Consider the following 23,728-nt stretch of genomic DNA (forward strand, 5'->3'; position numbering starts at 1 on the left):
AACTCTTTTTTGTTGTCTATAGGGCCTTGAATATGCATGAAAAAAGTAGAATATTGCTTCTGGAATCATTAAGGGAAAACGCAGCTGCTTAAAATTTCAATGAAAATGAGAAGAGACTGGATTTGCGGGTATTTTAGAGGCTGTCTGAAAATTCCTCTGCTTGGGAGCCGAACCTGCTTCGATTCCCCCCCACCCCCCTCAAGGGGGGAATTTTCAGACATCCTCTTAATCTTCGAGTCAGTAGATAGAGAGAAAGTCGAGGTAGGACATGATCCGTGCAATGGAGGGAGTAGCACACCTGGCGATGGAACAGGCGGGGGCGCTGATCAGAGAAAAAATGGGGAAGATTTCTTCGAGCGATATCCATACAAAAGGGATTTCCGATTATGTCACTCAAGTGGACATGGAGAGCGAGAGGATCATTACCGGGATCATAGAAAAACATTTTCCCCGGCATCACATCATGGCTGAGGAAACGGAAAATGACGGCATGCATGAAGGTTTCACGTGGGTGATCGATCCCATTGACGGAACGGCCAATTTCATCCACGGGTTTCCCTTCGTGGCCATTTCCATTGCGGTCTGTGAAAACAGGGAACCCATTCTGGGCTTCGTGCTGGACCCTGTGCGCAATGAATGTTTTACGGCAAGAAAAGGGGGAGGAGCATTCCTGAACGGTCATCCCATTCAAATGAGGAGTACGGAGGATCTGGGGGAAACAATGATTGCCACTGGGTTTCCTCACCGGACGCGGGATATCATCGACCCCTATCTCGAGGTCTTCAAACGGGTGTTTCTGCAAACGAGTGGCATAAGGCGCGCGGGGGCTGCGGCTTTGGATTTGGCTTATTTGGCTGCGGGACGTGTGGACGGCTTCTGGGAAGCCGGGCTCAAGGCATGGGACATCGCAGCGGGCGCATTGCTCGTGCATGAAGCGGGAGGCATCGTCACCGATTTCTGGGGGGAGGAAAACTATTTGGAAAACGGGCATATCGTGGGGGGAAGTTCACTCACCCATCCCTTTCTTCTGGAACAGGTGAAGACCTTTTTGGTGCCTGCTCTGGCCTCCCGGGCAGGCGTCAAAAAATAGAACAGAAAAAAGGTATCGAGAGGGACTTAGAACCTATCCAGAAACCACCTGTGGACTTTGCGACCCCCCTTGGTCCCCCCTCGAGGGGGGGAATTAAAGGGGGGTGTCCGCTGCCGAGGTAGGTTTTCGGATAGGCTCTTATTCGGGGGGGGTGAGGTTCATCGCCATGAGTTTTTTACTGGTGTCGAAAATCACTTCCATCTTTTTGGGTGAGATGACTTTACTGACGACTCCCAAACCGAACTGATTATGGATGATCAGATCGCCGTCCTTGTAACTGTCTGTGTAATGATATTCGGGGACGCCTTCCCGGCTTGCTTCCAGGAGCAGCTGGCGCCAGTCATCCTCCGTCTTGGGTCTGGATACGCCCTTGTAGAGGACGGATGGCATAAGATCTTCGTCTTCCCCTTCATCTATATCTATGTCTTCCTCGCCGCTGAAATCGAGTTCCTCTCCCTGATCGTAGCTCAGATCACTATCGTCATCGAATTCTTCCACCAACTGATCGTTGTCCATATCTTTTTTCGTCATAACCTATCTCCGTTATTTCCTTTCTATTTTATGTCGGCAAACATTCCGTGTATTAAAAGTCGATACAAACGTCAAGTGCTTTCACTGCAGCGACGTTCCCGTGGTTGACCTTTCATGGGCATTGAAATGATAACCACTTGGGTGTAAGTTGTCTGCTCCGTTTTATTCGTTCCACTGGCAAACAGTCATTTGAGCTTGTTCGAGAGACAGGAAAAATTTGAGAACCCCCCGAAAGTTATTTTCGCATGTTCAATGTTTTAATCAATACCATCCTTCCGATTTTCAGTATCATATTTCTTGGATACTTCCTGAAGATTAAAGAAATCATAGGTTCCGACTATTCCAGGACGGCCAATCAGATCGTCTTTAATGTGGCAATTCCCGCGATGCTTTTGAGCGAGATTGCACAGGCGCCTTTCCGCGCAAATTTCAATCTGAGAGCGGTGATATGTACTCTGGGAGCCCTTTGCGCCGTAGTGCTGATCAGCCTGGCACTCCTGCATCTGCTGAAGGTTCCTGACAGCAGGAAGGGCACCTTTCTTCACAGCAGTTTCCATGGAAACATTGGATATATGTCTTATGCCATCGCATATTATGCGCTTGGATCGGACCACTTTCCCAGGATGGCCATTTTGAGCAGTTTCATCATGTTGGGGCAAAACCTTCTCGCGGTTTGGGCCCTCACTACTTTCAATACGGAACCCCGCCGGGAAGCCCAGGGGCACCAACTTTTGAAGCACATGCTCCGCAATCCCATCATCGTGACGGTACTGCTCGGCATAACCTATTCGGCAATGGGCTTTTCTATCCCCCACCCCTTCCAAAAGGGGCTGGACATCCTTGCCGGCATGGCTTTCCCCACAGCCCTGTTACTCATCGGGGCCAGCCTTTCCTTTGGGAGTTTTCGGCTGATGGTACGGGAAATTATGGGCATCGGCATGATGAAGCTGATTTGTCTGCCCCTGTTGGGCTATGCCTTCATGGTCTTGGCTCAGGTTCCCCAACCGCTCATCCTGCCCGGCATCATTTTACTGGCAGCGCCACCCGCGACCATTACCTACATCATGGCCATGGAACTCGGAGGGCATCCCGAACTGGCCGCCACCAGCATTTCCATTTTCACCCTGCTCTCCGCTTTTACATACAGTGTCATCCTTGCCATATTGGCAGCGTAAGCCGGGAACTGTAGATCGCATCTACCCAAGCGAAACACAATCTGCTGAATGCAAATGACCGCGTAATTATCGCGATATACCGGATTGCCGTGAGGAGGCGGGTTGGTCTCTTATTCGTCTTCGGTGGCCAAACCATATTTGAGGAGGCGGTAGCGGAAAGATCGGAAGCTGATGCCCAGGAGTTCAGCCGCTTTGAACTTTACTCCGTGGGCCTGCTGCAAAGCCTGCTGCAGGAGCTTCTTTTCGATTTCTGCGAGATAGCCGTCCAGATTGATCCCCTTGGGAAGTTCTGCCGGCACTGCCTGGAGCGGATCATTCTGAATCTTCCTGTAAGTCGATAAAGTGAGGCTGTCGGGAAGAATGATGCTGGACGCTTCCATAGCCACGCCACGCTCTATGATATGCTCCAATTCTCTCACATTTCCCGGAAAATCGTAATGGTTGAGGATGTCCAGAGCGTAAGAGGAAATCTTCTTGATATCCTTTCCGAATTGTTCCCGGAATTTCGCAAGGAAGTGCTGGGCGAGAATCGAAATGTCTTCCTTGCGTTCCCTTAGAGGCGGAAGCGCAATGGGCAATACATTGAGACGGTAGTATAGATCTTCGCGAAAAGTCCCTTCGATGACCATTTTTTCCAGGTTGCGGTTGGTGGCGGAAATGATTCGGACGTCAACAGCAATGTCTTCCGTGTCACCCACCAGCCGAATGGTTTTTTCCTGCACCAGGCGCAGCAGCTTGACCTGGAGAGTAGGAGAGAGTTCGCCGATTTCATCCAGAAAAAGGGTGCCGCCTTCAGCCGCTTCTACTAAACCTTTGTGGCCGGTACCGGCGCCGGTGAAGGCTCCTTTTTTGTAACCGAACAGTTCACTCTCAATGAGTTGTTCGGGAACTCCACCGCAGTTGACGGCCACGAAGGGCTTGTTCCGGCGTGCGCTTTGCCGGTGGATTGCTTTGGCCACCAGTTCCTTCCCCGTCCCGCTTTCTCCGGTGAGCAGGACGTTGCTGCTCGTGGCTGCCACTCGTTTGATAAGTTCATAGACCCTCCGCATGGGAGGGCTTTCTCCAATGAGGCAGCCGAAATAAAAAGGGCCTTCCTGAGCATCCTGTAACTTTTCTTCTCCCTCTTTACTGCGCAGTGCGTGGACGATGACGGATCGCATTTCATCGATATTGAAGGGCTTCGGCAGGTAATCGTATGCGCCTTCCTTCATTGCGGCTACCGCCGTTTCGGCGCTGGCATACGCTGAAATGATGATGACGACCGTTTGGGGAGAAAGGAGCCTGCACTTCTTGAGAACTTCAAGGCCATTGACGGGCTTCATGCGGATATCGGTGATGAGCAAGTCGAAAGGCTCTTCCTGGATGGCTTCCAGGGCTTCTTTGCCACTGCCGGCACAGCGAACTTGATATCCTTCCTTTTGGAGCATGATATCGAGAAATTCCCGCATGCTCCTTTCATCGTCGACGACTAAAATTTTTGCGCTTTGGAAAGGGGATGCATTCATTGGCTCATTCTGGAAAAGGCAACTTTTCCTCTCACAATCGTCATCAGGGCCCGCCCCTGCATCCGGCGGCCGTGAAAGGGGCAGTTGCGGCTTTTGGAGTGGAACTCGTTTACATCCAACGTGTAGGTTTGTTCAGGATCGATAACGGTAAGATCGGTCAATGTATCTGTTTGCAGCGTTCCCAGGGGCGCTCCCAGAATACGGGCGGGGTTGCAGGTGACTTTGGCTATGGCCTCGGTTGGAGCCAATATTCCCTCCCGAACCAGGCTCAAAATGAGGGGAAGGGCGGATTCCAACCCAATCATTCCATTGGCTGCAAATTCAAATTCCGTATCCTTTTCGAGAACACTGTGGGGGGCATGGTCCGTGGCGACGGCGTCGAGGGTGCCGTCGCGCAAACCCTCCTTGATGGCCGCCACGTCTTCGGCTCTTCGAATGGGGGGATTGACCTTGAAGAGGGGATCGAAGGTCATGAGCTCTTCGTCCGTGAGAGTGAAATAGTGCGGAGCCGTCTCTGCAGTGACCGGAACTCCCCGCGCTTTGGCGTCGCGGATAAGTCGCACCGAACCGGAGGTGCTCACGTGGGCGATATGGACCCTGCTTCGAGTGAGTTCGGCTAGGATCAAATCCCTGGCGATCATCACTTCTTCCGCCGCACCGGGAATGCCGCGAAGTCCCAGAAGGGTGGATGTCGCCCCTTCGTTCATGAGGCCGCCCTGAGAGAGATGGATATCTTCTGCGTGGCTGATTACAGGCATATCGAAAATGCGAGCGTATTCCAGTGCCCTTCGCATCATGAGGCTGTTCATGACGGGGCGGCCGTCATCCGATACGGCCACCGCTCCCGATGCCCGCAGTTCCCCAATTTCGGAAAGGTTTTCCCCTTTGAGGCCTTTGGTGATGGCTCCTACCGGAAAAACATGGCAAGCCCCTTCCTCCCTGGCCCGTTCTAAAATGAACTCCGTCACCGCTGCAGAATCGTTCACGGGCTGTGTATTGGGCATACACGCCACTGCAACATAGCCACCCGCCACCGCCGCCTGAGTTCCCGAAGCGATGGTTTCCTTGTATTCTTCACCCGGTTCACGCAAATGTACATGCATGTCGATCAGGCCGGGAACAATCCATTTGCCGGTCATGTCGTATTCCTGGAGTTCAGAAGTACGATCTCGAGATACCTGGATTTGCGGTCGGATTTCAGCCAACCGTCCTTCCAATATCAGAACATCTGCAATGGTATCTTTTCCCTGCTGCGGATCGATGACCCGACCCTGGCGGAAAAGAAAATTTGCGGCTTTCCCCCACTCCATTCTCAACAGCTCCTTGGGATGTGGTTTCGGTAATTTTTGGCTTTCATGTGTCCATTTCCAGGAACACGCTCATCCTACTTCTGAGATACGAGATAAAGCAGTGCCATACGCACTGCAACCCCATTGGTCACCTGATTCATAATCACCGAGTGAGGCCCGTCCGCCACATCCGGGCTGAGCTCCACGCCTCTGTTGATGGGGCCGGGATGCATGATGATGACGTCTTTCTTGGCTCTTTTGAGCTTTGCAGCATTGATGCCATAGTAAATGGAATACTCCCGAAGGGAGGGGAGGAGCATCTGTTGCTGCCGTTCCTTTTGGAGCCGAAGGACGATGATGACATCCGCGTCGGGGATGGCCTCTTCGGGGTGCAGACAGACTTGAGCACCCATGCTGGAAATATCCGGAGGGAGCAGGGTGGTCGGGCCGCAAACGGTGACCTCTGCTCCCATCTTGGTGAGTCCCCAGATGTCTGAACGCGCCACACGGCTGTGAATGATGTCTCCGACGATAAGAATGTTCAACCCGTCGAGACGCCCTTTCTGTTCTCGAATGGTCATCATATCGAGCAATGCCTGGGAAGGGTGTTCGTGCATGCCATCGCCAGCGTTGATGATCGAGGCCTCTGTTCTGTGAGCCAATCGGTGGGGAGCGCCCGAGGCTGAATGGCGTATAACAAATATGTCGGGTTTCATCGCTTCGAGATTTTTCAGGGTGTCCAGAAGGGTCTCTCCCTTGACCATGGAGCTGGTAGATGCCGTGATGCTGAAGGTGTCAGCGCTCAATCGTTTGGCGGCTATGTCAAAGGATGTTCGGGTTCGTGTGCTGGGTTCGTAGAAGAGATGAATGACGGTTTTCCCACGAAGGGTGGGTACTTTCTTGATAGGCCTCGTATTGATTTCTTTCAGTGAAAAAGCCATTTCCAGGATGTGCTCTATTTCATGGACTTCAAGTTCTCGAATTCCTAGAATATCTTTTCTTTTAAATGGCATGGATCATCCTCATCTCGTTTGGTAACCTCTCCTTCCTCTGTTATCTAAATCAGTTTACCATGAGATGCGCGGTGGATGGCAAGAAAATTGAAATACGCACTTTTTTGATGAGCCTCTCGTCAGCTCTCGCGCGGTATGATAAGAGAATGAAACAAACTTCGAAGGTCTTTTGACCAAGTGCTAAAGCAAAATTATTGATGGCTAAAAACACTGTCAAGAAAGAAATCCAAAGCTGGATCGATCCAACTTGACATGTGCGTGGAATACCATTAAATGGTTCTCCATTGATTTTATGAAGGGAGAAGTAGATGCAAAGAGTGCCAATCACCAAAGATGGTTATGAACGGTTGAAAATCGAGTTGCAGCGCTTGCAGAAGGAAGAACGGCCGGCTGTGATCAAAGCCATTGAAGAGGCTCGTGGTCATGGGGATCTCTCGGAAAACGCGGAATATGAAGCTGCCAAGGAAAAACAGTCACTGATCGAAGGACGCATTCAGGACCTCTGTGAAAAGCTGGGGCATTGTGAAATCATCGAAGGGGCGGAATCGGAGAACGGCAGGGCTATATTCGGGTCCAAAGTGGTGATGGAAGACCTCGAAACGGGTGAGGTCACTACCTACACGCTCGTGGGGCCTTATGAAGCAGACGTGCAGGCTGGAACGATTTCCGTGACATCACCTCTGGGAAAAGCCCTGATCGGGAAGGAAGAAGGAGATGAAGTTCGGGTGCAGACTCCAAAAGGAATTCGCAATCTCGAAATCCTTGAAGTGCAGAACTGAAGCTTTCCGTCAGAAAATCAAGCGCATAAATATGGCAAGTCAGCGATAATTGCCTTGACAGCTTTCCTAAGATAGTTTTAGAATAGATTTTCTTAAAAATCGTGCCCTTAAAAATGAGTTAAAAACTCGATTTAGAATGTTGGATTCCATATCAAGAGGAGGTTAGACCTTGGCCAACCACAAGTCAGCCATCAAGCGGGCAAAACAAAACGAAGCGAGGCGGTTGCGCAATCGTATGCGGAAGACCCGTATGAAAAACGTTATCAAGGAAGTGCAGGAAGCCATCTCTTCCAATTCCCCCGAGGTCATTGTAGAACGGCTCAGGGAAGCGATTTCCACCATCGATAAAACCGCCAGTAAAGGCGTGATCCATAAGAATAATGCCGCGCGCAAGATCTCTCGGCTGACGCGGAAAATCAACGCGATTCTGGCCGAGCAGAAAGCATAGCCTTTTCGGTTTTTCCGGTTCGAAAAGCCCTTGAAGAGATACTCTTCAAGGGCTTTTCAATTGCGCTGACAGAGATCCAGAACAAGACATTCCAGGATCATTTCGGGAGCGCTTCCACTGCTCTTGATGGCAATGTCGGCGTTGCGCAGGGCTTGATGGGCGTGAAGCAGCACGGACTCCGAAAACTGTGAAGCCTGTTGAACATAGTTTTTGACAACAAACGGAGAGAGGCCCGTACCTTGAGCGATTTGAGCCAATGCCAGTCCTCGCTGCAGTCCGTCCTTCACTTGCCAGACCAGGCGGATCTGCCGTGCCAGCAGGGCGAGGATCGCCAGAGGGGCTTCTCCCGATAGAACGAGATTTCTCAGGGAATGAACCGCCTGATTGGTCTGGTGCAGGCCGACATGCCTGAGAAGTTCGAAAACAGAATAGCTTCTTTGCGCACTGACCACCTCCCCCACATCCTCAACATCTATTCTTGTGCGGTCTCCCACATAGATGGAGAGTTTCTCCAGTTCCATTTCCAGGCAATGCAAATCCAGCCCGACTTGTTCGAATAGAAAAAAAGCCGCCTGGGGAGTCAGTTGCTTCCCCAAGGTCCGGGCCCGCTCCTGAAGCCATCGGGGTGCGTCTTTTTCCGTGGGGCCGGAGAACTGGACCACGATACCCGCCGATTTTACAGCCGCTTCCAACTTGTCCAGGCCTTTTCTCTGTAGAGCGGTCAGAACGAGACATGCAGTGGGATGAGGCCGGCGTATGTAGGTTTCCAGGATCTGCCGCTCATCCCTAGGCCACTCTTCAATGTGCTGAACCATGAGGAGCTGCCTGCCCCCAAACATGGGAAGAGTGCTCAAACGCTCCAGGACTTGAGCCGCCAGGCAGTCCCTGGCCGTCAATCTCTCCCCGTTGAAGCGTCGGGCCTTTTCCGGCACGATTTTATCGAGGAGCTTCTTCCAGGCCTCCTCCATGAGGAGTTCCGCATTGCCCGTAAAGAGATAGACTGGAGCAGGCGAGGCCTGCTTTACATGGTCAAAGAATTCGTTCAGCAGCATGACTAAAAATTACTGAGAAAACGGTCGTGGATGCGAATAGACATTTCTCTTGCCAAAAATTCCAGAGCCCGGCGCCTGTTGCTGAAAGCGATGATGGGATCTGGGTCCTGGATATACACTTGATAGTAGGTGTACTGAGGGTCCTGCCAGAGGACTTTCCCGTTTCGCACATCGTCACAGCGGATGTCCAGAGTCACATAGAGGCGGGTCAGAATAGTCTTTTCGAATTCCCGGTGGGCCACTTCCGACGTATATATATTTTTGATAATGCCCCGGAAGATCACATCGGCCTGATCGGTGGGAACGACCCGAATCTCTCCTTTTTGAATGAAATCGTTCCTTAAGGCTCCTGCAAACATGCTCCCCAGATCGGGCTCCGAAGTGTTGTTTTCAAATACGGGGATGGCGACCGCATTTATTCCCGGCCGAGGACCCTCGCCTTCTCCTGTGAAGTGGTAGCCACAGGCGCTCAAGAACAGAAATAAAAAGCTCGAAAGGGCCATCAGCCTCATTGAAAGCCTCATGGGATCGCTTCTCCCCGAATGATCCGCGATGATCAGATCACGATGTTGATGAGTTTCTTGGGAACGACAATCACCTTTTTGACCGGTTTTCCAGCAATGAAGTCCTGGATACGCCCATCCCCGAGCGCTGCAGCCTCCAGTTCTTCTTTGCCTGCATCGGGGGAGACCGTAATGCGGCTGCGCAGCTTTCCGTTTACCTGTACCACAATGAGCATCTCTTCAGCCTGCAACGCATCTTCCTCCCATTTGGGCCAGGGAACATTCATGATGCTTTTGGAATGACCCAGTGTGCGCCAGAGTTCTTCCGCAACATGCGGAACGATGGGGGAGATGAGCAGGACCACGGCTTCTATGGCTTCCCTCACGACAGGCCAGAATTGCGCTTCCTGAGAGGGATTCTCGAGGACCTGATAAAGCTGATTTACCAGTTCCATGACCGATGCGATGGCCGTATTGAAGTGGAACCGGTCCCGAATGTCCTCTGTCACTTTCTTGATGGTCTGGTGGGTCTTGCGGTGCAGTTCCGAAAGAGTCTTGGAAAGTTCTGCAGAACCGGCATAGGGTGTGGCCGATTTCAAAGCCTCTTCATTGTCGGCTACCAATCGCCAGACCCGGGAAAGAAATCGAAATGATCCTTCCACGCCCTGATCGCTCCATTCCAGATCTTTTTCCGGGGGAGCGGCAAAAAGGCAGAAGAGACGCACCGTATCCGCGCCATAGGCATGGATCATTTCATCCGGGTCCACGACGTTGCCTTTGGACTTGCTCATCTTTGAGCCGTCCTTGATTACCATGCCCTGTGTGAGGAGGTTCTGGAAGGGCTCATCTATGGCCAGATATCCCATATCCCTCAGGACCTTCGTAAAAAAGCGGGAATAAAGCAGGTGCAGCACGGCATGTTCGATGCCGCCGATGTATTGATTGACGGGCAGCCAGTATTTGACCCGGTCGAAATCCAGAGGACCCTTATCGTATCCGGCGGAAGCAAACCGCGCAAAATACCAGGAAGATTCAACAAATGTATCCATCGTATCGGTTTCGCGCCGCGCCGGGCCTTTGCATTTAGGACACGTGGTCTTGAAGAAGGGTTCATGGACCGGAAGAGGTGAAGCTCCATTGGGGAGCAGGGCGACATCCGTCGGGAGGACCACGGGGAGATCTTCCTGGGGCACGGGAACGACGCCGCATCTGTCGCAGTAGATGATGGGGATGGGAGCCCCCCAGTAACGCTGGCGGGAAATCCCCCAGTCGCGGAGTCTGTATTGAACGGTGCGTTCGCCGCGGCCTTTTTCCGCCAAGCCGGCCGTGATGGCTTCCCTGGCTTCCGAAGAGGTCATACCGCTGAATGTTCCTGAGTCCACCAGAACCCCATCCTCTTCGAAGGCGGCCGTAAGTTCTTCCACTTTGGGAATATCGGCTGCGTCCTGGGGTTTGATGACCACTTTCATGGGCAGCCCGTACTTGCGGGCAAATTCGAAGTCCCGCTGATCATGAGCGGGGACGGCCATGACCGCACCCGTGCCGTAAGCCATGAGAACAAAATTGGCGACGTAGATGGGCATTTTCGCCTGGGTCACGGGATTGATGCAATAGCTTCCCGTGAAGACGCCTTCCTTTTCCAGTAACTCCGTTTCACGGTCGCTTCGTTTGGAAAGTTTCGTGCGTTCCACAAACTGCAGGACTTCTTTCTCCTGAGGCTTTCCCTTGCAGAGTTTTTCCACCAGAGGATGTTCGGGAGCAATGCTCATGAAAGTTGCGCCGAACAGGGTGTCCGCCCGGGTCGTGAAGACCGTGATCTCCCCGTCGCCCGATTCGAGCGGGAAGACGAGCTTGCTGCCGTAGCTCTTGCCGATCCAGTTCTGCTGCATGACGAGTACCCGCTCGGGCCAGCCGGGAAGCTTTTCTGTGTATTCCAGAAGTTCTTCCACGTAGTCGGTGATCTTGAAGAACCACTGATCCATTTCCTTCTGAATAACCGGCTGGTCGCAGCGCCAGCAGGCCCCGCCTTCCACCTGTTCGTTGGCCAGGACCGTGTGGCAAGTTTCGCACCAGTTTACATAAGAACTGCGCCTGTAGGCCAAGCCCTGCTCGTACATCTTGAGAAAAAAGAGCTGTTCCCAACGGTAGTAATCCACATCGCAAGTAGCGATTTCCCGGGACCAATCATAGGAAAAGCCAAGTTTTTTCAGTTGGCTGCGCATGTAGTCGATGTTTTCATAGGTCCATTTGGCAGGATGCGTATTGGCTTTGATGGCTGCATTTTCGGCCGGCATTCCGAAAGCGTCCCAACCCATGGGATGCAAAACGTTGTAGCCCTGCATCCTCAGAAAACGGGCGAGCACGTCTCCTATGGAGTAATTGCGCACGTGGCCCATGTGTATGCGGCCCGACGGATAGGGGAACATCTCCAGAAGAAAAAATTTTTCGCGGGAGGGATCTTCCTTGACGCTGAAAAGTTTTTCACTTTCCCAGTATTCCTGCCACTTTTTCTCTATAGCTTTCGGTAAATATCTCGATTCCATATGTCACCCTTTTCTCATGAATCAGGAACGGTGCAGGTTCGTTTCGCAAGGATTGAATTCGGTTGTCCCGCACTCGAAAAACAGCTCTGCCAGAAATTGCCGATTTGTAGCATATGCCGGGTGATTTCGCAACATGCACACTATACTGGGAAAAAGAGGCTTTGAATTCAAGGTGCAAGGGGGGATGTGAAACGGGGGGGGCCGGGAGCGACTTCTTCTGGAAAAGAATAATGATAGCGGGCTTATGGTATCCTTGCATGTCGGGCTTGTCAGCCCGACATGCAAGGAGGGAATGTCCGGGAACCGTTGGTACTTCACTTATCGTAGAAACTGCGCCTTACTTCAGCCTTTTGACGCTTTCTATCACCACTGGGGTTTTGGGTACGTTCTGGTGGCCTCCCACCGTTATCGTCTCCACTTTCTTGATCTTATCCACTACATCCATCCCTTTGACGACCTTCCCAAAAACCGCGTACCCGAATCCTTGGGGAGTTTCGTCCCTGTGATTGAGAAAATCGTTGTTTTTTACATTGATGAAAAACTGGGAAGTGGCGCTGTCCACGACATTCGTTCTGGCCATGGCGATGGTTCCCAGATCGTTTCCCAGCTCCGCAGAGGCTTCATTCTTGATGGGTTCGTGCGTCTCTCGTTTTTTCATGTCCGGTGTGAACCCCCCACCCTGAATCATGAAATCATCCATGACTCTGTGAAAAATCGTGCCGTCATACGCTCCTTCATCCACATACCTGAGAAAATTCTTTACGGTGATGGGGGCCTTGTCTTGAAAGAGTTCAATTTGAATTTCTCCCAATGACGTTTTCATTACGACAACCGGATTGGCGGGTTTTTTTGTCTTTTCCTCCGCCACTGTGGTGGAGGGGTTGAGAAACAAAGTCGTGACTGCAATGAGCGACGTAATGGTCATTAGAATTCTGGACATGAGAGATCCTCCTCTTAGCATTTGTAGATGGATACTGGTGTGCTGAAAATCAGGCTAAACCGATCCGCAGATTACACAGGTTGCACAGACTAAATGATTTTCCCCCAAGATAAAAGGTTTCTTGATCTGCGAAAATCTGCGCAATCTGCGGATAAAAAAAGAATCAAAAAGCGTCAAACAGCTAAACTCTTGTTCTTGGAGCTGATCCTTTTCCTTGAAATGCGAAGCGTGTTTCCAATCACCGTGAGACTGCTGCCGAACATGGCCAGAACGGCGATGAGAGGATTGAGAATCCCCGTGACCGCCAGGGGAATTCCCAGGATATTGTATAGAAAGGCAAAACCGAGATTTTCATGAATGATGCGTGTCGTCGTCCTGGAGAGGTCGAGCACTTCCACTAATTTTTCGGGATGTCCCGTGATGAGGGAAATGTCCGACGCTTCCTGGAGAATGTTCGATCCCGTTCCGAGGGAAAGGCCCACATCCGCCTGGGCGAGGGCCGCCGCATCATTGATTCCGTCTCCGACCATGCCCACCCTGTGTCCTTCTCCCTGCAACTTTCGAACGATCTCCACCTTGTCTCTGGGAAGGGCCTGGCCCACGAAGTTCAAAATGCCAAGAGCGCGGGCCACGGCACGGGTCGTTTCCTGGGAATCCCCCGAAACAAGGTGGACGGTCATGCCCCTGGCATGCAACTGATCCAGCGCACTCGACGCGCCCTTTTTGAGGGTATCCCCGAAAGCCATGCACCCCTCTACCTTGCCGTTCCAGCCGAAAAAAACAACCGTCTCTCCGTTGCTCTCCAATTCCCTGGCATCTTCGTCCATTTGAGGGGAAAAGAGCAGCCCTTCCATTTCCATGAATGCCCTGTTGCCGGCAGCCACTGTCTCTCCTCCTACACACCCTTTCACTCCCAGTCCTTCGAATGCTTCCACATCGGATGCTTCTTCCCATTCGATGGACTGTTCCCGGGCTTTACGGAGAATTTCTTTAGCCAGAAAATGGGATGCGCCCACTTCGATGGACGCCACCTTTGCGAGGGCTTCTCTCGGAGAAACATGGGAAGCGATGATCCGGCGCAGCGAAAAAGAGCCCTCGGTTATCGTGCCCGTCTTGTCGCAAATGAACACGTCCAGGTCTTTTGCCCGCTCCAGGGCCGAGGTGTTCCGAATGAGTATCCCGTGAGTTCTCCCCATACCGATGGCTGCCACCTTGGCCAGGGGAGTGGCTATACCGAGAGCGCAGGGGCACGTGATCACCAGGACGGTCACGGCCCGCAGCAGGGCCTCGTCCGAGGTGAGGCCGCGGACAAACCACAGGTACCCCGCAGTCCCTGCCGCCAGGAGGAGAATGAGAGGAATAACCATGCGTGTGATGCGGTCGGCAATGATTTCAAAAGAATTTTTCCCAGTGAGCGCCTCCTGCATGAGGGTGATCATTTGCCCGATGGCGCTCTCGCTTCCCACTCGCGTGGCTTTGAGGCAAAGTTTTCCCTGTAGAAGGTGAGCGCCCCCCATGGCTTCGTCCCCCGTTGTTTTCTTGACGGGGCGTGATTCGCCGGTGAGGAAAGACTCGTCCAACTCGGCTGTCCCTGAAAGGATGATTCCATCGACGGGTATGCGTTCGCCCGCTAGAACGATGAATTCGTTGCCGGGTTCCACCGCTTCGGAAGAAACCCACCGTTCAAGGCCTGCATGCACCAGGCGGACCTTTCCCTTGGAAAGCCGGTAGAGTTCCGTGATGCCTTTGGAAACCCGTTCTCGTGCCTGGATCTCAATGTATTTGCCCACAAGCACGATGGTGACCAGCATGGCGGCCGTATCGAAATAGAGGTGCAGACTGCCCGTGCCGATGCTTACGAGGCTGTAAAAATAGGCGGAAAGAGACCCTACTGCGATGAGTGTGTCCATGGAGGTGCTCATCTGGCGAAGCCCAAGAAATGCCCGTCTGAGGATGGGGTATCCGCCATAAAAAACCACGGGGGTCGAAAGTATCCAGAGAGGGTAGGAAAGATATTCGACGGCGTCTTTACCCAGTTCCTGAAAAAAACCGAAGTAAAGGACAAAGGAAATCATCATGACATTGGCGGTCAGAATGGCGGAAACCCCCAACCGTATGAGAAGATTCTTCTTTTCCTTTGATCCGTGAGAGTCGTCTTCACTGAAAAGCGCAGCACGGTATCCGAGTTTCGATATGTGGTTCAGGATGTCCTCTAAAGAGATGATATGCGGCAGATACTTGATCTGTGCCAGATCCGAGAGAAAAAAGACCCGAACGTCGACTATGCCTGGGGTCTTGCGCAGCACCTCCTCTATGAGCCATGAGCATGCCGTGCACCACATCCCTGTCACTCGAAAGGTCAATTCCTTGGAGAGGCCTTCCGGGTATTCAGCTTTGGGTGAAAGAGCCTCCTGCAGTGGGGCCTGTTTGGCCTGAAGTGCGGCCAGTTCCTCTTCGTTGGCGGGAATGATCCCGGAAGCGACGCAGGCGCGGTAGAGCTCCGTCTCTTTGAAATCAAGGTTTGCCGCATCCGGACTATTGAATAGGATTTCAAAGACGTACATGCATCCAGGACAGCAGAAGTCGTACGTTGTGCCATGGATCGTACGCTGAGCCGTAGATCTTCCCACGGGAAGGCCGCACAGGCTGCATTTTTTCTTTACGGGATGGTGGGACACGGCTTTGGGTTCCGAAAGTATGGACCGGCGGTGAGACGAGGCTTCAGGCAATGATTTGAGCCCCCTGAAGGATCAGAACGATGCCCATGAAAATAATGGAGACGGCGGCCACTTTCTCTCCCAGAAATCGAACTTTCCGAGAGAGAAAAGAAGCGGAAAGCCCTGTAAAAAACAGGGCGGGTACGGTGCCCGCTCCAAAGAGAACCATTGTGATGAAACCCTGCATCGGGTTCTGAGTGGAAGCCGCCGTGACAATCATCGCCCATGACAGGCAACAGGGAATCAGCCCCGTGGCCATGCCCAACAAGAGTTTTGAAAGAACAGTTTGAGACCGGAACAGGGGAGGGAAGCAGCGGCCGAAAAAGGAACCTGGGCCCAGGGAAACGGAGGTCAAGAAAGCGGGCAGGGGAATTGCCCGAAGGAGCATCAGACCGAGAAAAACCAGCAGCGATCCCGCAACGTAAGACATTCCACTGCGTAGACTGAAAAAGATCCTGGTCAGGTCGACGGCCCGGAAAAGACCCGCAGCCAGGGCTCCGAGAATGCCGTAAGTGGCGAGTCTACCGATGTGAAAGGCTATATGGTGGAATAGCCCGAGCCTGGCAGGAAATGTGGAAAATTTTGTCGCTGTGTCCGATTGAGATTGCAGATGGAGGGAGTAGGCTAAAACCAGGGGACCGCACATTCCCAGACAGTGAAGGCTCCCAAGGAGTCCGATGCTTAAAGGGAAGAAAGAGAACATGAGCAGTCCTTGCCTTTAGCCGTTTGAAGGGCTTTTGAGAGAGCGGATGAAATGGACAATGGCCCAGCGGTCCTCCTCCGCAATGGTGTAAGCCAACGGGGGCTGTCTTTTGGCTCCAAAACTCAGCTTGTAAAAGATTTCTCCGTCAGTCTGCGCCTGAACCTTCGGGTCTCTCAGATCGGTCGGGAGGGGATGGAAGCTCTGACCGACCGTTCCATTCCCGTCCGCATTGGGACCATGGCACATGAGGCAATAGGTTTCGTAACCCGTTTTCCCCCTGGCCACGGATTCCTGCGAGAGGATCAGGGGATTTTGCAGGGTCTTCGGATCTGATTTTCTGGCGATTTCGATTCCTCCCCGGGTGGGAATCGTCCCTTCGGGCATTTCCGGGATGACCGTCTTGTAAGTGCGCAGCGCCTCCTGTTCTTTCATGCGTGCATAGTCGCACCCGCAGAGCAGGGAGAACGCCATCATCACTACCGGAATGTAGTAGATCAGTCTGGATGGGCAGGCAATCATTATTTCCCTCCTGTTGCAGGCTCAATAGGGCCGGGTGTCACTCCGGACACATGCTGCGGCGCTAAAGGGGCCGGTTGTCCAAAAATCTTTGTGGCTCGGTGCGTGGAATAGATGGATTCCGAAGGAATATCTTCGACGATATCGAAATCCCATGAGGGTTGTCCCTTGTCTCCCACGGCAAAGAAGATGAAAATGCCCCAGCAGATAAAGGACAGGGCAATGGCGACCACAATGGCCCAGCTGCGAAGGATGGATTTTCTTTCTTGATTCGAAGAAATGCTTTCCATGGCTTCTTTCCTGATTGGACCCGGCAGGAATACCATCAAAAAGTAGGCCCTTTGATTCCAATAAAGATGACATAATAGACGGCGAAGAAGATCACTCCCACGAGCACGAGAGCTACAACGGGCGGTATGGGGTGATGCCCGGCCCGAATGCCGGACGGGTATTCTTCCAGGGGCTTTTCCTGATCACCGCCGGCACTTGGACGGTCATAATTGCGGAAGGAGATATAGAGAACAATGAGTGTTGTGAGCCCAATGCAAATGGCGAGCACTACGTTCTGGAAGTCCAGCACCGGGAAATATCTCATGACCCACCTAACCCTTCATATGAATAATGGATAAGCCGATGACGGCCAACATGCCGATACCTCCAAGAGCTAAAATGAACAAAAGGGCATAAGCTCCGCGCCCTATTTTGACAGGCTCTTGTAGGTCTGGAAGATCCTTTTGTTCGATAAGAGGCAGAAACCGGGCACGTCCCTGATCGGAAAACTGCCCTGCCCGAACCGCCCAGACAAAAGCGATCAAAGCGGTCCAGACACTGACGCTTACAAGGAGTATCCAACCCATGTAGTAGGCCATTTACTTTTTCTCCGCTTTTTCAGGGGGTTCATAAGCTGCATCGATCCCCCTGGGTTCCTGGTTGGCGTCTGTCTCGGAAATGAAGTACACGGCGACATAATTGCCCACATCCCAGATTTTTTCCGATTCCAGCTCCCGCTTGAAATAAGGCATCGCCGTTCCCGTGATTCCGTTCATGATCTGGTAGTAAAGAATGCCGCCGGATATCCCTCTTCCATTTACGGTCGTAAAATTGAGAGGGGGGGGATAAAGGTGGGGTGCGGCCGGTCCCATACCATCGCCCACCGGACCATGACAGCCGATGCAAAAGCCCTGGTAGATTTTGTGTCCCCTCTTTAACCCCGCTTCGCTGGTGGGATAGGGGTTCGGCAATTTCCTCCAGGGTTCGGGAACCTGTTCGTGCAGCCAGGCCACATTGGCGTCTGTCCCACTTTCATAGGCTTCGATGGCTTTTTGTTTCCACTCATGCTGACGCTGAACGCGGTAGTCTGCGTCCTTGTAGCCCAGACTCTGCTTGTAGGCGATCAACGCCCGGATATTGTCCATGCCCAGAAACGCCCATTCGGGCATGAGGGATTCGGGACGGACGTAGCGAGGATTGATGAAGTGAGCCACATGCCAGTCGTCCGGATGTTCCCCTCCCTCCTGCGAAAGGTCCGGGCCGGTGCGCTCCGTGCCAAGCAGATGAGGGCGTTCCACAATGTAATCGCCCGGCTGGGCAATACGTTCCGCTCCCAAATCCCAGTCGATGCGCCTGATGAATTGGGAATGGCAGTACGAACAGCCATTGTTTACGTAAAGCTTTCGTCCTTTTTCTTCAAGGGCCGTTCTGGAACGAAAGATTTCGGATGGCTTGTCGGTCATGGTGTTCCATGGAAGAACCACCACCACGAAAAAAACCGCCGCAAAAATCAATGCGCCGCCATAAACGATAAGAGGGGGCGTCATCTTCATGATGTTTCCCTCCCTGTCCCGGAGCTGTAAAGGCTCCTGTAGACATTGTACAGTCCGATCATGGCCCCCGAGACGATGAGCGTGCCCACGGCCAGGCGCAGAATCATGTAGACGTGGATTTCCGGAAGGACCCGGTAGACGGTTTCGCCATTCAACCACCCGTTCCCCTGAATGAGTCCCGCTGCAGTCAGAATCGCAAAGAAACCGGACATCCCAAGGAGGACGAGCCAATACTGAATATCGGCAAGAAACTTGCTGTACAGGGGGCGGCCGGTGATTCGAGGCAGGATGAAATACATTCCCCCCAGCGCGATGATGCCTGAAAATCCCAGGACCCCCATGTGAGCATGCGCGACCACCCAGTTGTTGAAATGGGTGATTTTCTGTACGCTGGGCAGGGATTGCAGAGGACCCTGCAGGCAGGTGAGCAGATACCACACCGTTCCCGCCAGAACGAACTTACCGCCCGTGTCTCCAAGGATATAGGGCAGGCGTTCCCGCATGGTGAGCCAGAGGTTGATCAGTACCGTCGCCACGGGTAAAAGCATGGCGATGCTCCCGGTGATGGCGATGACCTTGAGCCAGGTGGGAGTCGGAGCCTGCAGGATATGGTGTGTACCGATATGCGTGTAGATCATGAGGAGCGACCAGAAGCCCAGAAGGGAAAGGGTATGGCTGTAAAGAGGGGCCCGGCAGGTGATGGGGATGACATAGTAGGCGATGGCGACGGCAAGCGGGGTGAGAAAAAGTCCCACCACTCCGTGCCCGTAAAACCACGCCAGAATGCCGTCAGGTATCCCCGTGATGGACCCGGTGGAAGGATTCCATACGGCATTTCCGAAAAAATAGATGAAAAAGGTAAAAACGAGTGCGCCAAAAACGTACCAGACGGAAACATAGAGGAGCTCTTCCTTCCGTCGTCTAACGGTTTCCAGAAGGTTGTGGAAAACCATCCCCAGTGCGGCCAGTATCATCACGTCAATAGGCCAGATCCATTCGGCATATTCTCTGTTTTGGGAGTAGCCGAGAGAAAGGGTAATCGTCCCGGCTGCGACGGAAAAATTCCAGAGCCAGACAGTGGCTTTCCCCAACCGCTCGCTGTAGAGCGGGGCCCTTACCATGGTGGGTACGATATAATGGGCGGAGCCTATAAGCGCCGAGCCCACGAAGCCGAAAATGACCGCGTTCGTATGCATCGGCCGGATTCTTCCGAAAACGATCCACGGAATGTTTCCCAGCAGTTCGGGTGCGATCAGTTCCACGGCGCCGGTGAATCCGGCCAGAGTTCCAAGAACCATCCAGATGGCCGAACTCAGATAATATGCCTTCACTGTTCCGTGGGGTTCATCCCTCAAAAATTCCAATGCGGTTCCCCCTGTTTTTTTCTATGCGATCCCATCCATCCCTTATGCGTCAGTGATGACAGGCCAGCCAGCAGTCCAGCTGCGCCTTGCGTTCCTGGTGACAGGTAATGCAAAACTGCATCTTGAAATCGACTCTCTGCAGGCGGTCCATGGTCTTCACCTCGCCGTGGCATGCCGTGCAGTCAAGTTTTGCATACTTTATATGCGGCTTGTGATTGAACTTGACATGATCCGGTATATAGAAAACCCGCACCCAGGGTACAGGCGTTTTGGTATCGTAGTGCTCCCTTTCTTTAACGATTTGAGGGTGTTTCGTTATGATGTATTCATGGCAGAAGAAGCATTTCTGCATCTCGGGAATGCCGGGGTTCCGGGACCGTTCCACAAAGGGGTGACAGAACTTGCAATTGATCTCCTTCACCCCCGCATGCAGGCGGTGGCTGAAGAGTATGGGCTGTTTGGGACCGATACTCGTCTCAGGGTATATATAATAGAGATAGAGCGTGGCGCCCAGCAAAAGCGCCCCAATCCCCAACCAGCCATACCTCAGTATCGGTTTTCCATTTTTTTCTGTGCTCTCAGCCATGTTACCCCTAAGTCTAAAAATTTTTCGGGCCTTTTGCTTGTTGATGCCCGCTCTCCGTCTGCACTTGGCGTATCTGCTCCCGGAACAGGGGATCAGAAAGCGGCAGCAGCGGAAAAAGACGGAAAAATGCCATGAGACACAAAGCCATGACCCCGAAAAAACCTGCCGTGATCGAAATCTCCGTAAAGCCTATGGGAAGGCCGGACCCTTTCCACAGGGACGGAGCCACCAGGAGGAACCGTTCCAGCCACATTCCCAGGAGGATGACGGAACTCAGGGCCATCATGGGAACCGGTTTCATTTTGATCCTGCGGTTCAAAAGCAGCACAAAAGGAATGACGAAACAGACAAGGAGGACCGTCCATGCCAGAAGTTCCCAGGGGCTTTGGCGGATGCGCAGGAGCACATACCGCGTTTCCTCGGGAAGGTTCCCGTACCAGATTACAAGAAACTGAGAATAGAAGAAGTCTCCCGTGAGAATACAGAAACCGAAGAGAAGCTTTCCGAGGTCGTGCATGTGTTTGGGCTGAATAATGTCTTTGAACGCCTCCGATTCTCTTGCAAGGATTGTCATGAAAAACAGGGCGGCCAATGCCGAGTAAAAACTGCCGATAAAATAATAGGCCCCGAAAAGAGTGCTGACCCAGTGGGGGTCGAGAGCCATGATGAGGTCGACGGCCATAAGGGTCAGAACCAGGGCGTAAAGAATGCCGAGGACCGGCGATAGAACGACTTGGGCCCGCCAATGCCGGGATTGAATTTCTTTCCGCCCCGGAACCTCTTCCGGCTCAGCTTCCCGCCCGGTTACCCCCTCCCTTGCGTTCCATTTCAAGTCGCTCCGGACAGAAAAGTAGATCAAGGCCAGCGAAACGCCTGAGAGGAGAAAGATTCCCACTCCGTCTCTTGCAAAGAGCCAGTTTACGTCGAGCCACCATTCCTTGCCGTGGACCGGTTCGTGAATCCAGTGAAACAGGTTCTCCCGGCCCTGATACAGAATCAGGAAAAACAGGAATGAAAAAGGCAGAAAGGCTCCTGGGGCTTCCGCAAGACGCTTCATGGGACGGGCCCAGCGGGCATTGGTCATATTGAGGACTGCGGAAAACAGGACGGCCCCATAGGCCAGCCCCGTCCAGAACAGGAAGTTGGTCAGATAGGCCTGCCAGACCCTCTGAGCGTTCTCATTCGAAATGCCTGACCAGAAAGAGATCCCGCCGACCAGAACCATGGCGAGAAAAGCGAGGGCCGGAATGCGGCGATCCATCCCGACGAGTCGGGTCAAAAGGTCCGGGCGGGGTTCATCGATCGACTTCATGGATTTCCTCCGCACCAGCTTCTTTCAGGATGTTTGACAATCGGTCCAGATCGGTTTCCGAACACTGGATCAAGATCCCGAAATGGTCCTGGCTGAACCTGTCATCGTAATGCTCGGGGCGGCGCAGCCTCGGAAGCCTGCTCCTGAAAAGGAGCCCTCCAAAGTTGAAAAGCACGGACAGCAGAATGCAAAATTCAAATCCCACCACCACGGCCGGTACGAAAGGAATGATGGGTTTACCGCTCACGATGAACTTCCACTGCATGCACGTATAGACCACTAGGCCGACACCTACCATGACACCCAGGATGCCTCCACAGAGAGTGAAGAACCGAACGGAACTGGGCTTGAGGTGCAAAGCTTCCTCGATCTCATGGTGCGGAAAGGGCGAATAGACGGTATGCACCTTGAAGTCGTTTTCCGCCATAAACTTCAGCGCCTTCAGCAGATCATCGATATAGGCGAAAATGCCCATTACTGTCTTTTGATGCGTCATGGCTTTTTCCTGCCGCGGTCCTTATGGGTTGGGTTTTCCCTGCGCGAGTGTCTGCCGGTTTCCTTCATTTCCGTCATGGAAATTGTCGGTATAAACCTGGTGAACAAGAGAAACAGAAAGAAAAACAGGCTGAAGGAACCGATCATGATTCCGAATTCCACCCATGTGGGAGTGTAATAGCCCCAGGAATAAGGGTCGAACTGATGAGCGGCCGACCCCACGATGATTACGAAACGCTCGTACCACATGCCGATGTTGATCAAAATGGAAATGCCGAAAAGATACCTCAGATCCGTGCGCACTTTCTTGATGAAAAAGGCAAGGGGAGCCACAGTGTTGAAGAGGACCATGATCCAGAATTCCAGTGCATAGTGCCCGATGGCCCTCCAGATGAAAGTGTCTCGTTCCGCGATATTCCCGCTGTACAACGCCATGAAGTATTCCACTCCGTACGCATACCCCACGATGAGCCCCGTGAAAATGATTGTCTTGGCGATATTTTCAAGGATTTTCATGGTGATGAGATGTTCGAACCCGAAAATGCGCCGCAGGGGGATCAGGAGGGTGAGCACCATGGCGAGCCCGGAATGAATGGCTCCCGCCACGAAATACGGTGCGAAGATGGTGCTGTGCCAGCCCGGTACAATGGAGAGTGCAAAGTCCCAGGAGACAACGCTGTGAACGGATACGACGAGGGGGGTGGCCAAGGCGGCGAAGAGGAGATAGGCCGTTCCGTAGTGGTTCCACTGCCGGTGGCTCCCGAGCCAGCCCAGGGAGAAGAAGCCATAGATTTTACGACGCAACCCCGTGGAGCTGCTCCGCACAACGGCCAGGTCGGGAATGAGGCCGGTGTACCAAAAGAGCACGCTGACGGTGAGATAAGTCGAAATGGCAATCACGTCGAAGACGAGAGGGGACTGGAAGTTGGGCCAGAGATTGCGCTGGTTGGGATAGGGGAGAATCCAGTAGACGATCCAGACTCTTCCCAGATGAATAAAGGGAAAGAGACCTGCAACGGAGACGGCAAAAACCGTCATCGCCTCGGCGCTGCGAGCGATGGCCGTCCTCCAGGGAGCCCGGAAAAGATACAAGATGGCGGAAATGAGGGTGCCCGAGTGTGCGATACCCACCCAGAATACAAAGTTGATGAGATAGGTCCCCCAGAATACCGGCAGGTTTACACCTGCGGCTCCAAGCCCCGTGGCGATCTGATACCCCCAGCAGGAGGCTCCGATGAGAACCCCCGTGAAGGCCATGGCCAAAAGGACGTAGTATTCCCGGCCGGGAGGGGACATGTTGCGCAGAATGTCCTGGTTGATCTTGCTGTAACTGATGTCTTCCAT

General features: G+C 52.9%; 24 protein-coding genes. 4 read left to right on the forward strand and 20 right to left on the reverse strand.

Translation table 11 applies throughout. From position 1 onward, the window contains the following. The first annotated feature begins 268 nt into the window (after window positions 1–268). On the forward strand, window positions 269–1,090 hold the full coding sequence (locus QMG16_RS18095; protein WP_281796464.1) for an inositol monophosphatase family protein: 822 nt from the start codon (window positions 269–271) through the stop codon (window positions 1,088–1,090). Between the two features lie 138 nt (window positions 1,091–1,228). Here QMG16_RS18095 and QMG16_RS18100 read toward each other — a convergent pair whose 3' ends face one another. Next, window positions 1,229–1,621 (reverse strand): hypothetical protein, encoded by a 393-nt coding sequence (locus QMG16_RS18100; protein WP_281796466.1) that lies wholly within the window; start codon window positions 1,619–1,621, stop codon window positions 1,229–1,231. A 245-nt stretch (window positions 1,622–1,866) separates the two neighbouring features. Here QMG16_RS18100 and QMG16_RS18105 point away from each other — a divergent pair, with 245 nt between their 5' ends. Then, a complete protein-coding gene (locus QMG16_RS18105) occupies window positions 1,867–2,796 on the forward strand; it encodes an AEC family transporter (protein ID WP_281796468.1) in 930 nt (309 codons plus the stop codon). Between the two features lie 110 nt (window positions 2,797–2,906). Here QMG16_RS18105 and QMG16_RS18110 read toward each other — a convergent pair whose 3' ends face one another. The 3 genes from QMG16_RS18110 to QMG16_RS18120 all read right to left on the reverse strand — a co-directional run bounded on the left by QMG16_RS18110 (window position 2,907) and on the right by QMG16_RS18120 (window position 6,603). Continuing rightward, window positions 2,907–4,301, reverse strand: coding sequence for a sigma-54-dependent transcriptional regulator (locus QMG16_RS18110; protein ID WP_281796470.1), 1,395 nt, complete (start codon window positions 4,299–4,301; stop codon window positions 2,907–2,909). Continuing rightward, entirely contained in the window at window positions 4,298–5,611 is a 1,314-nt protein-coding gene (locus QMG16_RS18115) for a dihydroorotase (protein WP_281796472.1), read from the reverse strand. The genes QMG16_RS18110 and QMG16_RS18115 overlap by 4 nt, the downstream gene beginning before the upstream one ends. 74 nt (window positions 5,612–5,685) lie before the next feature. Continuing rightward, complete coding sequence (locus QMG16_RS18120) at window positions 5,686–6,603, reverse strand: aspartate carbamoyltransferase catalytic subunit (RefSeq protein WP_281796475.1); 918 nt, start codon at window positions 6,601–6,603, stop codon at window positions 5,686–5,688. A 308-nt stretch (window positions 6,604–6,911) separates the two neighbouring features. Here QMG16_RS18120 and greA point away from each other — a divergent pair, with 308 nt between their 5' ends. Continuing rightward, entirely contained in the window at window positions 6,912–7,382 is a 471-nt protein-coding gene (gene greA / locus QMG16_RS18125; RefSeq protein WP_281796477.1) for a transcription elongation factor GreA, read from the forward strand. 169 nt (window positions 7,383–7,551) lie between these two features. Then, window positions 7,552–7,830: a 30S ribosomal protein S20 gene (gene rpsT, locus QMG16_RS18130; RefSeq protein WP_281796479.1), complete on the forward strand. Its 279-nt coding sequence runs from the start codon at window positions 7,552–7,554 to the stop codon at window positions 7,828–7,830. A gap of 56 nt (window positions 7,831–7,886) precedes the next feature. Here the strand turns inward: rpsT and holA are convergent, their stop codons facing one another. The 16 genes from holA to nrfD (QMG16_RS18210) form a co-directional block, all read right to left on the reverse strand. Continuing rightward, the gene (gene holA, locus QMG16_RS18135) at window positions 7,887–8,882 is read right to left on the reverse strand and encodes a DNA polymerase III subunit delta (protein WP_281796481.1); all 996 of its coding nucleotides are present in this window, start codon (window positions 8,880–8,882) and stop codon (window positions 7,887–7,889) included. 2 nt (window positions 8,883–8,884) lie between these two features. Next, window positions 8,885–9,406, reverse strand: a complete 522-nt coding sequence (gene lptE / locus QMG16_RS18140; protein ID WP_281796483.1) for an LPS assembly lipoprotein LptE — start codon at window positions 9,404–9,406, stop codon at window positions 8,885–8,887. Window positions 9,407–9,438: 32 nt separating this feature from the next. Further along, complete coding sequence (gene leuS / locus QMG16_RS18145; RefSeq protein ID WP_281796485.1) at window positions 9,439–11,928, reverse strand: leucine--tRNA ligase; 2,490 nt, start codon at window positions 11,926–11,928, stop codon at window positions 9,439–9,441. 337 nt (window positions 11,929–12,265) lie between these two features. Continuing rightward, window positions 12,266–12,868 (reverse strand): peptidylprolyl isomerase, encoded by a 603-nt coding sequence (locus QMG16_RS18150; RefSeq protein WP_281796487.1) that lies wholly within the window; start codon window positions 12,866–12,868, stop codon window positions 12,266–12,268. Between the two features lie 173 nt (window positions 12,869–13,041). Continuing rightward, window positions 13,042–15,597 (reverse strand): heavy metal translocating P-type ATPase, encoded by a 2,556-nt coding sequence (locus tag QMG16_RS18155; RefSeq protein WP_281796489.1) that lies wholly within the window; start codon window positions 15,595–15,597, stop codon window positions 13,042–13,044. Then, window positions 15,590–16,288 (reverse strand): sulfite exporter TauE/SafE family protein, encoded by a 699-nt coding sequence (locus tag QMG16_RS18160; protein ID WP_281796491.1) that lies wholly within the window; start codon window positions 16,286–16,288, stop codon window positions 15,590–15,592. The genes QMG16_RS18155 and QMG16_RS18160 overlap by 8 nt, the downstream gene beginning before the upstream one ends. A gap of 15 nt (window positions 16,289–16,303) precedes the next feature. Continuing rightward, window positions 16,304–16,807, reverse strand: coding sequence for a c-type cytochrome (locus QMG16_RS18165; RefSeq protein WP_281796493.1), 504 nt, complete (start codon window positions 16,805–16,807; stop codon window positions 16,304–16,306). Then, entirely contained in the window at window positions 16,807–17,094 is a 288-nt protein-coding gene (locus QMG16_RS18170) for a hypothetical protein (protein ID WP_281796495.1), read from the reverse strand. Before QMG16_RS18170 ends, QMG16_RS18165 begins: the two co-directional genes overlap by 1 nt. 35 nt (window positions 17,095–17,129) lie before the next feature. Then, a complete protein-coding gene (locus QMG16_RS18175; protein WP_281796497.1) occupies window positions 17,130–17,399 on the reverse strand; it encodes a hypothetical protein in 270 nt (89 codons plus the stop codon). 7 nt (window positions 17,400–17,406) lie between these two features. Beyond that, the gene (gene ccoS, locus QMG16_RS18180; protein ID WP_281796499.1) at window positions 17,407–17,673 is read right to left on the reverse strand and encodes a cbb3-type cytochrome oxidase assembly protein CcoS; all 267 of its coding nucleotides are present in this window, start codon (window positions 17,671–17,673) and stop codon (window positions 17,407–17,409) included. After that, the gene (locus QMG16_RS18185) at window positions 17,674–18,627 is read right to left on the reverse strand and encodes a cbb3-type cytochrome c oxidase subunit II (RefSeq protein WP_281796501.1); all 954 of its coding nucleotides are present in this window, start codon (window positions 18,625–18,627) and stop codon (window positions 17,674–17,676) included. It abuts the gene before it with no gap. Then, window positions 18,624–19,991, reverse strand: coding sequence for a cbb3-type cytochrome c oxidase subunit I (locus QMG16_RS18190; RefSeq protein WP_281796504.1), 1,368 nt, complete (start codon window positions 19,989–19,991; stop codon window positions 18,624–18,626). Before QMG16_RS18190 ends, QMG16_RS18185 begins: the two co-directional genes overlap by 4 nt. Window positions 19,992–20,040: 49 nt before the next feature. After that, on the reverse strand, window positions 20,041–20,577 hold the full coding sequence (locus QMG16_RS18195) for a cytochrome c3 family protein (RefSeq protein ID WP_281796507.1): 537 nt from the start codon (window positions 20,575–20,577) through the stop codon (window positions 20,041–20,043). A 13-nt stretch (window positions 20,578–20,590) separates the two neighbouring features. Continuing rightward, window positions 20,591–21,889 (reverse strand): NrfD/PsrC family molybdoenzyme membrane anchor subunit, encoded by a 1,299-nt coding sequence (gene nrfD / locus QMG16_RS18200; RefSeq protein ID WP_281796509.1) that lies wholly within the window; start codon window positions 21,887–21,889, stop codon window positions 20,591–20,593. Next, window positions 21,873–22,385, reverse strand: coding sequence for a DUF3341 domain-containing protein (locus QMG16_RS18205; RefSeq protein ID WP_281796511.1), 513 nt, complete (start codon window positions 22,383–22,385; stop codon window positions 21,873–21,875). The genes nrfD (QMG16_RS18200) and QMG16_RS18205 overlap by 17 nt, the downstream gene beginning before the upstream one ends. Next, window positions 22,382–23,728 (reverse strand): NrfD/PsrC family molybdoenzyme membrane anchor subunit, encoded by a 1,347-nt coding sequence (gene nrfD / locus QMG16_RS18210; protein WP_281796513.1) that lies wholly within the window; start codon window positions 23,726–23,728, stop codon window positions 22,382–22,384. The genes QMG16_RS18205 and nrfD (QMG16_RS18210) overlap by 4 nt, the downstream gene beginning before the upstream one ends.

Origin of the sequence: Desulforhabdus amnigena (genome assembly GCF_027925305.1) — a bacterium.
Lineage (GTDB): Bacteria > Desulfobacterota > Syntrophobacteria > Syntrophobacterales > Syntrophobacteraceae > Desulforhabdus > Desulforhabdus amnigena.